This is a genomic window from Stenotrophomonas sp. YJH_SMC_46, assembly GCF_059370315.1.
On the sequence record NZ_JCAFTO010000003.1, the window covers coordinates 59,798 to 71,667 of the forward strand.

Annotated in this window: 8 protein-coding genes, 1 tRNA gene and 1 pseudogene; 5 read left to right on the forward strand and 5 right to left on the reverse strand. The window is 66.7% G+C overall.

Annotation, left to right across the window (positions count from 1 at the left end):
* Window positions 1-32 precede the first annotated feature (32 nt).
* Together AC5P8C_RS09705 and AC5P8C_RS09710 are read left to right on the forward strand one after the other, a co-directional pair.
* A complete protein-coding gene (locus tag AC5P8C_RS09705) occupies window positions 33-1,916 on the forward strand; it encodes a M61 family metallopeptidase (protein ID WP_233653100.1) in 1,884 nt (627 codons plus the stop codon).
* Window positions 1,913-2,578: a lysoplasmalogenase gene (locus AC5P8C_RS09710; protein ID WP_019659289.1), complete on the forward strand. Its 666-nt coding sequence runs from the start codon at window positions 1,913-1,915 to the stop codon at window positions 2,576-2,578. Before AC5P8C_RS09705 ends, AC5P8C_RS09710 begins: the two co-directional genes overlap by 4 nt.
* 85 nt (window positions 2,579-2,663) lie before the next feature.
* Here the strand turns inward: AC5P8C_RS09710 and AC5P8C_RS09715 are convergent, their stop codons facing one another.
* The 5 genes from AC5P8C_RS09715 to AC5P8C_RS09735 are packed head-to-tail and all read right to left on the reverse strand — an operon-like array spanning window position 2,664 to window position 8,653.
* Window positions 2,664-3,371 carry a hypothetical protein gene (locus AC5P8C_RS09715; RefSeq protein WP_019659288.1) on the reverse strand — a complete coding sequence of 236 codons (708 nt, stop codon included), beginning with the start codon at window positions 3,369-3,371 and terminating at the stop codon, window positions 2,664-2,666.
* Window positions 3,368-4,324: a hypothetical protein gene (locus tag AC5P8C_RS09720; RefSeq protein WP_019659287.1), complete on the reverse strand. Its 957-nt coding sequence runs from the start codon at window positions 4,322-4,324 to the stop codon at window positions 3,368-3,370. The genes AC5P8C_RS09715 and AC5P8C_RS09720 overlap by 4 nt, the downstream gene beginning before the upstream one ends.
* Window positions 4,325-4,371: 47 nt before the next feature.
* Window positions 4,372-7,167 carry a TonB-dependent receptor plug domain-containing protein gene (locus AC5P8C_RS09725; protein WP_019659286.1) on the reverse strand — a complete coding sequence of 932 codons (2,796 nt, stop codon included), beginning with the start codon at window positions 7,165-7,167 and terminating at the stop codon, window positions 4,372-4,374.
* An 11-nt stretch (window positions 7,168-7,178) separates the two neighbouring features.
* On the reverse strand, window positions 7,179-8,147 hold the full coding sequence (locus tag AC5P8C_RS09730) for a FecR family protein (protein ID WP_019659285.1): 969 nt from the start codon (window positions 8,145-8,147) through the stop codon (window positions 7,179-7,181).
* Window positions 8,144-8,653: an RNA polymerase sigma factor gene (locus AC5P8C_RS09735; protein ID WP_111099011.1), complete on the reverse strand. Its 510-nt coding sequence runs from the start codon at window positions 8,651-8,653 to the stop codon at window positions 8,144-8,146. The genes AC5P8C_RS09730 and AC5P8C_RS09735 overlap by 4 nt, the downstream gene beginning before the upstream one ends.
* Window positions 8,654-8,907: 254 nt before the next feature.
* Between AC5P8C_RS09735 and AC5P8C_RS09740 the strand changes: the two are divergent.
* From AC5P8C_RS09740 to AC5P8C_RS09750, 3 genes and pseudogenes are all read left to right on the forward strand, one after another.
* Window positions 8,908-10,543, forward strand: a pseudogene (locus AC5P8C_RS09740) (autotransporter domain-containing protein).
* A 97-nt stretch (window positions 10,544-10,640) separates the two neighbouring features.
* Window positions 10,641-11,636: a 2-hydroxyacid dehydrogenase gene (locus AC5P8C_RS09745; RefSeq protein ID WP_019659283.1), complete on the forward strand. Its 996-nt coding sequence runs from the start codon at window positions 10,641-10,643 to the stop codon at window positions 11,634-11,636.
* 58 nt (window positions 11,637-11,694) lie between these two features.
* Window positions 11,695-11,770: transfer RNA gene (locus tag AC5P8C_RS09750), tRNA-Thr, on the forward strand.
* The last annotated feature ends 100 nt before the right edge of the window (window positions 11,771-11,870 follow it).

The following is an 11,870-nucleotide window of genomic DNA, read 5'->3' on the forward strand; positions in this document are numbered from 1 at the left end:
ATCGGAGGATTCTCCGATGCTGGAAGTTGCCGATGAAGACCCGTGCCCTGGCGATGTCGTTGCTGTTCGCGCTGGCCGCCACGCCCGCGCTGGCGCAGGCCTCGCCATCGGGTGATGCCGCAGCCCCAGGCCTGCTGCGCATCGATGTGGATGCACGTGACCTTGCCCGTCGCATCTTCAAGGTGACCGCCACCGTGCCGGTCAAGCCCGGTCCGGTCACCCTGCTGTACCCGCAGTGGATTCCCGGCAACCATTCGCCCACCGGCCCGATCGACAAGCTGGCCGGCCTGCGTATCACCGCCAACGGCAAGCCGCTGGCCTGGCAGCGCGACCAGTACAACGTCTATGCGTTCAAGGTGGACGTGCCGGAGGGCGTCAGCGAGATCGTCGCCCACTTCGATTTCCTGTCCTCGCAGGGCGGCAGCCAGGGGCGGGTGGTGATGACCCCGGAAATGCTCAACCTGCAGTGGAACGCCAATTCGCTGTATCCGGCCGGCGTCGATGCGCGCCAGCTGCAGGCGCAGGCCAGCGTGACCCTGCCCAAGGGCTGGTCGTTTGCCACGGCGCTGGAAACCGCGCGCCGCGACGGCGATACCGTGGTGTTCAAGCCGATCTCGTATGACCATCTGGTCGATTCGCCGTTGTTTGCCGGCGAGCACTACCAGCGCATCGATCTCGATCCGGGCGCGAAGGTGCCGGTGCACCTCAATGTGTTTGCCGACGACGCCAAGTCGCTGAAGCCGACCGACGCGCAGATCACGATGCACCGCGCGCTGGTGCAGCAGGCCGACAAGCTCTATGGCGCGCGTCACTACAACCATTATGAATTCCTGCTGGCCTTGACCGATCGTCTTGGCGGCATCGGCCTGGAGCATCACCGCTCCAGCGAGAACAGCGCCGACCCGGGTTACTTCACCGAGTGGGACCGCAACGCGTGGATGCGCGATCTGCTGCCGCACGAGTACACCCATTCCTGGAACGGCAAGTACCGTCGCGGTGCCGACCTGGCCACTGCCAACTTCAACGTGCCCATGGGCGACAGCCTGCTGTGGGTGTACGAAGGGCAGACCCAGTTCTGGGGGCAGGTGCTGGCGGCACGCTCGGGGTTGTGGTCGGCTGCGCAGGCGCGCGACATGCTGGCCAATGTGGCCGCGACCTATGACCGTGGCCGCCCGGGCCTGGCCTGGCGTCCGCTGCAGGACACCACCAACGACCCGACCATCGCCCAGCGTCGCACGCTGCCGTATCGCAACTACCAGATGAGCGAAGACTACTACTCCGGCGGCCAGATGCTGTGGCTGGAAGTGGAAGGCAAGCTGCGCGAACTGAGTGGCAACCGCCGCAGCCTGGATGACTTCGCGCGCGCCTTCTTCGGCGTCGGCAATGGCGACTGGGACGTCAACCCGTACACCTTCGACGACGTGGTCGCGACCTTGAACGGCATCGCGCCGTACGACTGGGCGACGTTCCTGCGCGGGCGCCTGGACGGCCACGGCGCGTTGACCGGTGGCCTGGAGCTGGCGGGCTGGAAGCTGGTCTACCGCGATACGCCGAACGATGCCTACAAGGCGCAGGAGAAGCGCGCCAAGGCCGCATTGCTGGCGTACTCGCTGGGTGCGACGGTGCTCGACAACGGTACGGTCGGCGACGTGATCTGGGACAGCCCGGCCTTCAACGCCGGCCTGGCGCCTGGCATGAAGGTGATTGCCGTTGGCGGGCGTGAGTACAGCAGCCAGCGCTTGAAGGATGCGGTAGCTGCGGCGGCGAAGGACAAGGCGCCGATCGTGCTGCTGGTGAAGCAGTTCGATCGGATCGACACGATGAACATCGACTACCACGGTGGCCTGCAGTACCCGGTGCTGGAGCGCATTGCCGGCAAGCCTGACCGCCTTGCGGAGCTGTGGAAGCCACGATGAAGCCGCGCGCCGGCGATGGCGTGATCCTGCTGATGGCGATCCTGGCCATCGTCGGCACGTTCCTGCACGGTGACGGGCGCTGGCTGCACTGGCTGGCCAAGCCGACCACCACGCTGCTGATCGCTGCCATCGCCTGGCGGGTGCGTGATCCTGCGCAGCCGACCTACCGGCGCGCGGTGCTGGCCGGCATGCTGCTGTCGTGCGTGGGTGACATCGCGCTGATGCTGCCGATGGACGCGTTCGTACCGGGGCTGGTGGCGTTCCTGCTGGCGCATGTCTGCTACATCGTGGCCTTCCGCGATGGCCTGCGTGCCGGACGCGGCCTGCTCGCCGCCAGCGTCCTGCTGGCGACGTTCGCTGTACTCAATGTGCTTGGGCTGTGGCCGCACCTGCCTGCACCGATGCGTATGCCAGTGCTGGCGTACGTGGTGGTGCTGGCCTCGATGGCGGTGTTGGCACTGGCACGCCAGTGCCGCCGGCCACAGCCCGCTGCCGTGGAAGCCCGAAGCGCCCGTTGGGCCGCGGCAGGCGCAGTGCTGTTCGTGGCCAGCGATTCCCTGCTGGCCTGGGACCGCTTCGCCGGTGGCCTGCCGCTGGCGAGCGTGCTGGTGCTGTCCACCTACTACGGCGCGCAGTACGCCATCGCCCGCTCGGTGAAATAGAAAAAGGGGACGGAGGGGATTAAGTCGTTTACGCCACGGTGCTGTCTGCGACTTCATCCCCTCCGTCCCCTTTCTGGGGCGTTGACTATCGGTGGCTCACGTTGCCGGAACGGCCCTGAGCGTCGAACGAGAGTCGCACGGACTCGCGATCACCGGCGACTTCATCCGGCAGCCATGCCAGCTTGCCGCCCTTGCGCACGATCACATAGACGTGGCTGACGTCACCCGGTGTGCCCATCAATGCATTGCGCTGTACCTGCAGCGCCTGCGCCACACGCGGTACTGCCTCGAAATCAATGTTGGCCAGAGGCGTGCTGCTGCGCTGTAGGCTGATGGTGGGCGCGAACTGTTGTGGGTTCACTGGATTGCCCTTGCGCCATTGGCCACGCTCGAAGTGGTAGCTGTCGACGTGGGTCGGCTGCTGCGGGTCGACCAGGTCCAGGTTGATGCGGCCATCGTCGTAGAAGTGGATGCTGTGGAACACCGTCAACCGGTGCCCGGCCAGTGCAGGCATCTGTTCCAGTGCCTGGCGGGCGGCCAGCAGGTAGTCCGCATCGAACAACCGGTTGCTGCGTTCGGGAACCGGCATTGATCGCGGTTCGGGAATCGGGGCGAGCGAAGCGGGCCTCTCGCGCGATGGCGGCATGGTGATCGGCGCGGTCGCGCGGTCAGCCTGCACCGAATGCCCCAGTGTTTCGCCTATCGTCTGCAGCGCACCACCGGCAACGGCGGCGCCGGCCAGCACCAGCAGCACGGCGGAAAATACCACGGGTGTGGAAGGCGACCGCTTCATACAGCCTCCAGGCGCACATTGCTGCGGTCATCCGGGTCGTACAGCAGCGTGACCTGCTCGCGTGGAACGTTGGCCAGCTCGATCAGCGGGATGAAGCGGCGCACGCTCACCTGCTGTATGCCACCTTCGCGGTCGGTGTATTCCAGCTGGAACTCCACCTGCGGCTGTTCGTTGAGGTAGGTGCCGGTCTGGCGCACCTTCAATACCCGGGCCTCCACACCGATGCCGCGGTACTTCAGCGCGTCTCCGCGGGCATCGGCGTGCAGCAGGCGGCCGAGCAGGCGCAGGACCAGGGCGTAGCCGCACAACACCAGCGGGCACACCAGCAGTGGGTGGCCAAAGGTCAGGAAGGTCCAGCCCAGGCCCTCGCTCTGCAGCCGATAGGCCCACACATAGGCAGCGGCAACGGCTGCGATGCCGAGTGCTGCACCGATGCCGCGTCGCCACAGGCTGGCGACATTCAGTTCGGGCTGGGCACCGTCCAGTACCACGTTCGGGAACGCGCCCGGCACCCGGCTCAGGCGTGCATCGACGTGCCTGCCGACGCCGAAGCGCTGCAGTTGCGGCTTGCTGTCGACTACCAGCAGCTGTTCGCGGATCGGCGTGCCGGACAGGTTCTTGAAGGACAGCTGCAGTTTCCATTGCGCGAAGCCACGCACCTGCACGCCGGTCTGTTCAGCGTGTTCGATCAGCGCATCGCGTGGTTCGCCATCGGCGAGGATCGAGCGAACGCGATGCAGGGCGCGTGGTGGGCCGAGCAGCAGGAAATGCAGGAACGCGAACAGCAGAGAGAGCCATGCAGCGAGCGACAGTGCCAGCAGCAACAGTGCCAGCCACGGTGCACTGCGATCAGCCAGCGCCACCGGCCACGAGGTGCCGAAATAGAGAATGCAGGGGAAGGGCAACGCGAAGAACAGCAGGAACGCGCCCCAGAACCAGAGATAGGCCTTCATGGGGGGAGGTGGCAGACCGGTGGAACAGGCCGCGTAGGTTACTACGCTCAGCGGAACTGCAGGGTAAGCAGGTAGTAGCGGCCGAGCGGATCATCCAGCCCCGGCATCTGCCCGCCATTGCCGACCAGGTAGTTCACCGGTTGCGTGTCGAGCACGTTGTGCACGTCCAGCGCCGCGACGACGCGCGGGCCGAGGCGGCGTGCCAGGTGCAGGTTCAAGCGCAGCTGACGCGGATTCATGCAGTGGTTCTGTTCGGCCTGATCCTGCGGGCATTCGGCCCCCGGCAGCCAGGCACGGGTGCGACCAACCTGGTTGCCGCGCAGGGCGACGTCCCAGTTGCTGTTCTGCCATTGCGCGTTCAACACCGCAGCCAGTTCGGGTGTCACATGGCCGCGCAGGTCCACGGCGGCCCCGTGGTCACGGCGCCGACGCAGTTCCTGCTGCTTCAGCGCATCGAGTGAGAACAACCATTGGCCGTTGCTGCCGCTGTCGATGCGGTATTCGCCACGCAGGACCCAGTTGCGGGAGGTGGTGCGGCCGATGTTGTCGAACGACAGGCGCAGGCTGCTCAGGTAGCCGTCGTCATCCAGCTCCCAGGTGGTGCGATTCCACACCGCATCGCTTGGCTGCAGGGCGAGGATCTCGTTGCGCAGTTCCACGATGTTGTGGGTCAGCGACAACGAAAACGTGTCGTTGGGTGTCCATGTGGCGGCCAGCGAATGGCTGCGCGATCGCTCGGCCTTCAGTGCATCGTTCTCAACCACGTTGGCCGTGACGCTGCAGCCGCCACTGGCCGTGGCCATTGCACATTCAGGAAGGGCACTGGACACCGGAAGCGTGATCGACCCGAAGTAGCCCGGGGGGCGCCGTTGCTCGAACAGGCTCGGCGCACGGTAGCCGCGTCCGCTGGCCAGCAGGAACGACCAGTGAGGCGTCGGGGTCCAGCGCAGTCCGGCACGTGGCGAGAACGCCATGAAGCCGTCGTCGCGGTCCCAGCGTGCGGCCAGGTCCGCGCGCAGCGTGGGTGCCAGTGGCAGGCCCAGCTCGGTATAGACACCGCTGCTTTGCCGCGACAGGCGGCGTTGCTGCTGCGGCAAACCCAATGCAAGGTCGCCCTGGCTCAGCAGCGCATCCGGATGCGAGGTCCAGCGCTCATGGCGCAGGTCGATGCCGGTCGCCAGTTGCGCATTGCCCCCAGCCATCGCCATCAGCTCACGCTGCACGCCCCACCAGCCCTGCCACTGTGCAGTGCTGCCGCGGTTGCGGATGGATGGGAACAGCGCGTCCATATCGGCTGCCGGCGGCGCGTCGAAGCCGGGAATGAACCTGCGTGCCTGCGTTGCTTCAAGCAGCAGCGCCGTCCGCACCGTGCCTGCCGTGGACAAGGTGACTTCGCTGCGCTGCGCACTGATGCCGGCTTCCCAGCTGCGCCGGCCCTGGTCACGTCCGATGCCGAAGGTGACGTCCGTATCGGTGGCGCGGACCTTGGGACGCACGTTGCCGGCCTCACGCAGCACACTGTTGAAGGTGATGCCCCGCGACACCACCGCAACGGCGGTCGGGCCCAGGTCGAAGCGCTGGCGGTTGTGACTGGCCCGCACCTCGGCATAGGCATAGCGTCCCTCACCCCGTTCGTGCCGGTAGCGCAGGTAGGCCGACGCGGTATCCGAGGCCGGTTGCAGCGAACGCGGCCGGGCGCTGTCGAACCAGCAGCCGTCCTCGCGCCGCTCCAGGGGCGGCTCGCAGCGCCGCGCGGGCACGTACCAGTTGCCCAGGATCGCGCCGATCGGATACAGCGATGTTTCCGCATGCCAGTCACGCTGGTCACCGGCGACATGCTCGACACGGTGCAGATCGAGACCGGCAAACCAGCGGTCTCCGTTGCCACGCGCGCCGCCCGTGGCGGCCTGCAGGCGGTACTGGCCCGCGTCACCACGGCTGCTGAGTCCGGTCTGCAGCATGGCTTCGGGCCCATCGGCCTGGTCGCGCAGGATGATGTTGACCACGCCGGACATGGCATCGGCGCCATAGATGGCCGAGGCACCGCCGCGTACCAGTTCGATGCGGTCGACGAAGCTCAGCGGAATGCCGCCGAGGTCGGTCAGCCCACCCTGTTCCAGCGACACCATCGGATAGCGCGGCAGGCGCCGGCCATTGACCAGGAACAGCGTCGCCCGCGGTCCCATGCCATCGAGGCTGGTGGTGGCCGCTGCACCCACCGGCAGGTACTGCGAATCGCCGCCGCGCGAGGTGCTCATGGCAGGATGGCCGTTCATGCCGGGCAGGTGCCGCAGCAGGTCGAACAGGTTGCCGTAGCCACTGCGCAGGATGTCGTCACGATCAATGGTGGTGACCGGCAGCGTGGTCTGCACCGAAGAGCGCGGCAGCCGGCTGCCGGTGACGTGGATGGGAGCCAGTTCCACCTCGTGCGGCGTGTCGGCGGACCTGGGAGGCGGGCGCGGCAGACGCGGGGCGGTGAACGCTGCCGGCGGCTTGGCAGGCTCGGCATGGACCCGCCGCACGACAAAAGCACCCGAGGACGTGCGCAGGATGTTCACCGGCAGGCCGGCAACCAGTTGCTTCAGCGAAGCCCTGGCATCGCGCTGGCCACGGGTGCCATCGGTGCGCAGACCCTCCAGTTCACGTGCGTCGAACAGCAGGGCGGTGCCACTCTGCCGGGCCCATTGCTGCAGTGCCGGTACCAGTGGGCCGGCGCCCACGTCGATCGCCAGCGTGCCTGCGGGCGTGCCGGCATCGGCCATCGGTACTGCGGCAACGCCCAGGGCAAGGCATAGCAGGGCCCGGAGCAGCCCCCACTGCAGCGCACCCGGACCTGCCTTCACTGCCGGTCTCCTCAGTATGTGCGGCGCAGTTCCAGCGCGCCATCCGGACGCGTCTGGCCAGCCACGGACCACCCCAGTTCCAGCGCCGACAGCAGTTCCTGCGCATCGCCGGCACGGAAGGTACCGCTCACGGCCAGGCTGGCGATCTCAGGATCGGCGATCACCAGCGGCGTGCGGCCGTAACGGTTCATGCGTTCGACCACGATCGACAGGGGGGTGGCATCGAACACCAGTTGCCCCTGCAGCCAGCCTTCAGCGGCGGCAGTGGAGGAGAGGGCAGGACCTGGCTGGATACGGCCGGAAGGCAGAACCTGCAGCTGCTGGCCGGGCGCCAGCGTGTGCTGCGCTGCGCCGCTGCTGACTTCGACGGCACCTTCCAGCAGCGCGACCTCGACCAGGCCGTCGCGCAGGCGTTCCACCTGGAAGGTCGTGCCGATGTCGCGGATCGTACTGTCGCCGGCGCGCAGTTGCAGCGCCTTGTTCGACGGTGCGACCTGCAGTTGCAGCCGGCCCTGCTCCAGCACCAGCTCACGATGGCGCCAGCCGAAGCGGGCGCGGAGAGTGGTGCCAGCATCCAGCATGGCGACGCTGCCATCGGCCAGTGTCTGCTGCTGTGGCTGGTGCGAATCATTGGCGTAGACCTGTGGCGTCGGGTTGCCGTCGACGGCAGCCATCCAGCCGATGCCGATCGCCATGCAGACACCGGCAGCAGCGGCCACGCCCGGCAACCAGCGCCGGCGCGGCGGACGCGCCGCGCGTGCCGCAGCGGTCCGCAGCCAAGGGTCAGCCGCAAGCCCAGCGCCCTTCTGGAACAGGGTTTCGGCCTGCACCCAGGCTTTGACGTGGGCCGGATCTTCGGCCAGCCAGTCCTCGAACGCTTCGCGTTCGGCCGATGTGCAGTCCGGGGCTTCCAGGCGGGCTACCCAGGCGCTGGCGCGTTCAAACAGCTGTGCATCATCCCTGTGCGGGGTGCCACTCATTGGCCGTCCCTGTCGTTGTGCAGCGGATCCGATCCCAACTCCTGACGCAGGCCCTGCAGGGCGCGGGCGATATGTTTTTCCACGGTCTTGGCAGTAATTCCACAATGCCGCGCGATCTGCGTGTAGCTCATGCCGGTGATGCGGTTGAGCAGATAGACCTCGCGTGCGCGTTCGGGCAGCTTGAACAGGGCCTGCCGCAGCAGGGACAGCATCTGCCCCGACTCGGCCTGGCGCAATGGATCGGGCGAGGAACTGGACGGTTCGTCGCTGCCATCGTGTTCAGCCAGCGGCAGATGCGGCCGCGACAGCGGTGAGCGGCCGCGGTCTGCCAGGCGGTTGCGGGCGATACGATACAGCAGCAGGCGCAGTTCGTCCGGACCCTGTGCGCGGTAGCGGATCAGCCGCTCCATGCAGTCCTGCGCGATATCCTCCGCATCCTCAGGCCCAACCCCCCGCGTGCGCAGGAACGCGCACAGCGGTGCGCGCTCTTCGCGCACGAACGCGATGAAGGCATCCGCAGGTGCGGATAGCTCCGGAGCGCGATGGAGCAGGGGAGACGGGGTGGACAGGGCTGGCCTCGGCGGTGGGTGGCGAATGCGTCGTCGAGTTTTACGCGACGATGACCGGATGGGGAAGAGTGTGCATCGATCGAATTCCCATTGTGAATGTATTCATTTTCCAGGATCCGTTCCACTGGGGGAGATCATCCCGCTGCGGCGTTGATCGCTCCATCCGCGTGTTGCGGGTGGAGAGAGAACACATGAAGTACTCGACGTTGAGCCTGGCCCTGGCCGGGCTGATGGGCGTTGCCGCCATAGCCGTGGTGGATGACGTCATGGCAACGAATTAATCACGTGCAGGGCGATCGCATCTTCCTGAGTGGAGATGTGACCTACGCCGACGCGGTGTCCCTGCCGGCATTGCTGGCCAAGGCACAGGCCGAAGGCCGGCCGGTCCGTGAGGTGGTGCTGCGTACGTCCAATGGTGGCGCGTTGATCGCCGGGGAGTGGCTGCAGGGCATCATCCGCACCTCCGGGCTGAACACCATCGTGTCCGGCAATTGCATCTCGTCCTGCTCGATCATGCAGTCCGGCGGCGTCGAGCGCTATCTGGCCGGCGATCTGCCGCTCATCGACTCGGTGCAGATCCACGCAGCCAGCAGCGGCGGCAAGGTGATCTACACGCCGTCGCCGCGCATGACCCAGATCTATAGCGGCAACTACGGTGGTGGCATGGATGCCGGGCTGCTGCACAAGGCCATGTATGAAGTGGTGAAGCCGAACGGCCTGCTGGTGTTGCGCGTTCCGGCACGCGGCACCGGTCCCTCGGTCACCTTCGACCCCGATGGCAGTGGCAGCAAGCTGGAGTCGTTCCCCGGCCAGGACATCTACAGCAACAGGATCATCACCGCATACGGGTACCGCGATCCGGGCGACACCCTGAACGTCACCGCCAACGTGACCGGTGACATCAATCCCGGCTACCTGCGCACCGTACGCCAGCTGCAGGCGTTCGTCGATGATGATTTCGCGCGCTGGAATACCGACTGGCGATCCACCTACATCAATGTCGCACAGAGCATCTACACCGCATCCAGCCGCGGCCCGCAGGGCATCGGTGCGCTCTCGGTGCAGGGTTACCTCAGTGACCCGGACATCCAGGACCTGTTGCTGTCCAAGCTGCGGCTGGCTGATCTGAATGTCTCCACGCTGGACAACGCCAAGGCCAGCGATGGCTATGGTTTCACCGGAGATGTGCGCGCGCTGGACGTGGGCGGCTACCTCGATGCGACGTACGCGCGCGGCTATCTGTCGGCGGCCGTGCGCTACACCGATCTGCGGCATGACACCCGTCGCAGCATCGGCGGTATCGATGGCCTGCAGCAGCCCCTGCGCGCGAAGTACAGCAACGATGCGATCTCCGCACGTGTTGAACATGCGTTCTCGTTCACCACCGGCAAGGGCCTGGTGATCCAGCCGTTGCTGCCGGTGGTGGATTACGCGCGGACTTCGGCCACGCGCTTCAATGAAGGGGAGGGCGTCGGAGCACTGATCGGTCGCAGCGGCAGCCTGGAGAGCATCCGCGTGGGTGCGGGCCTGCAGCTGTTCAAGATGTTCGAAGGCAACAACGGCGAGCGCATCACCCCGCGCGCCCGGGTGGTCTGGCAGAAGGAGCCGGGTGATTCGCAGGCCCGTTACAGCACCGGTTTTGCTGCAGCACCGGACCTGGTGTTCGGCGCCAGCAGCCAGGCGGTGGGCGAGCAGGTGCTGGCCTGGAACCCGGGCGTGACCAGCCGCGCCAGCGAACGGTTGTCGATCATGGCCGACTATGTGGGCGAGCGCCGCGACGGGCAGATCCGGAGCGGCGTGATGCTGGGCCTGGGCTGCAGGTTCTAAGTGGCACCCGGCACCGGCGATGACGGCATCGCCGGTGCCATCCCAACGCGGGCGCTGCTGCGGTATGGTCGGTATGGCATTCCACCCAGGCCCATCCATGCAGATCGCCGTCTTCAGTGCCCGTCCCTACGACCGCCGCTTCCTTGGTGAGGCGAACCAGCGCGATGCGGCCGGGGACGGCTTTGCGTTCGTGTACTTCGATGTGGCGCTGGACGTGCACTCGGCGGCGCTGGCGCAGGATTGCGCAGCCGTATGCGTGTTCGTCAACGACCGCCTGGATGCGCCGGTGCTGCACACCCTGCATGCGGTGGGGGTGCGGGCCGTGCTGCTGCGATGCGCAGGTTTCAACAACGTGGATCTGGCCACCGCGAAAGCGCTGGACCTGTTCGTGGCGCGGGTGCCGGCCTATTCGCCCGAAGCCGTGGCCGAGCATGCATTGGCGCTGGTGATGACCCTCAACCGGCAGACCCATCGCGCCTACAACCGCGTGCGCGAGAGCAACTTCATGCTCGATGGCCTGCTCGGGCGAACCCTGCATGGCCGCACCGTCGGCATCGTGGGTACCGGCAAGATCGGCCTGGCCACTGCGCGCATCTTCAAGGGCATGGGTTGCATCGTGCTGGGGCACGATCCGTATCCGTCGCCGGCCTTTGCCGCGGTGGGCGACATGGTGGGGGTGGACGAACTGCTGGCGCGCGCCGACATCGTGTCGCTGCATTGCCCGCTGACGCCTGAGACCCAGCACCTGATCAACGACGCCTCGCTGGCGCGGATGAAGCCAGGCGCGATGCTGGTCAACACCTCGCGTGGGGCACTGGTCGATACCCATGCGGTGATCCGCGCGCTGAAGTCGCGGCGGCTCGGCCACCTGGCCATCGACGTCTACGAGCAGGAAAGCGCGCTGTTCTTCCAGGACCTTTCCGGCGAGATCATCGACGACGAGGCCTTCCAGCGCCTGATGACCTTCCCCAACGTGCTGGTGACCGGCCACCAGGGCTTCTTCACCGTGGAGGCGCTGCAGGAGATCTCGGCGATCACGCTGGGGAACCTGCGGGACTTTGCCGAGGGGCGGGTGTGTGCGAACCGGGTGTAGCGGGCTGAGCCGGGTGGATTGACCGCCGGGGCGCCCAGCCCGTAAAATCGCGGGCTCCGCCGGAATAGCTCAGTTGGTAGAGCGGCGCATTCGTAATGCGTAGGTCGCAGGTTCGACTCCTGTTTCCGGCACCAGTTGCATGAAAAGCCCCGGCCTTGGCCGGGGTTTTTTTGTGTCTGGTAGCGCCGGGCCATGCCCGGCGGAATGCGAGTTCCCAAGCAGTGCCAGCCCATG

Coding starts and splice junctions, on each gene's coding strand:
- AC5P8C_RS09745 (WP_019659283.1), top strand. CDS start 10,641: ATGCAGATCGCCGTCTTCAGTGCCCGTCCCTACGACCGCCGCTTCCTT.
- AC5P8C_RS09730 (WP_019659285.1), bottom strand. CDS start 8,147: ATGAGTGGCACCCCGCACAGGGATGATGCACAGCTGTTTGAACGCGCC.
- AC5P8C_RS09705 (WP_233653100.1), top strand. CDS start 33: ATGAAGACCCGTGCCCTGGCGATGTCGTTGCTGTTCGCGCTGGCCGCC.
- AC5P8C_RS09720 (WP_019659287.1), bottom strand. CDS start 4,324: ATGAAGGCCTATCTCTGGTTCTGGGGCGCGTTCCTGCTGTTCTTCGCG.
- AC5P8C_RS09715 (WP_019659288.1), bottom strand. CDS start 3,371: ATGAAGCGGTCGCCTTCCACACCCGTGGTATTTTCCGCCGTGCTGCTG.
- AC5P8C_RS09710 (WP_019659289.1), top strand. CDS start 1,913: ATGAAGCCGCGCGCCGGCGATGGCGTGATCCTGCTGATGGCGATCCTG.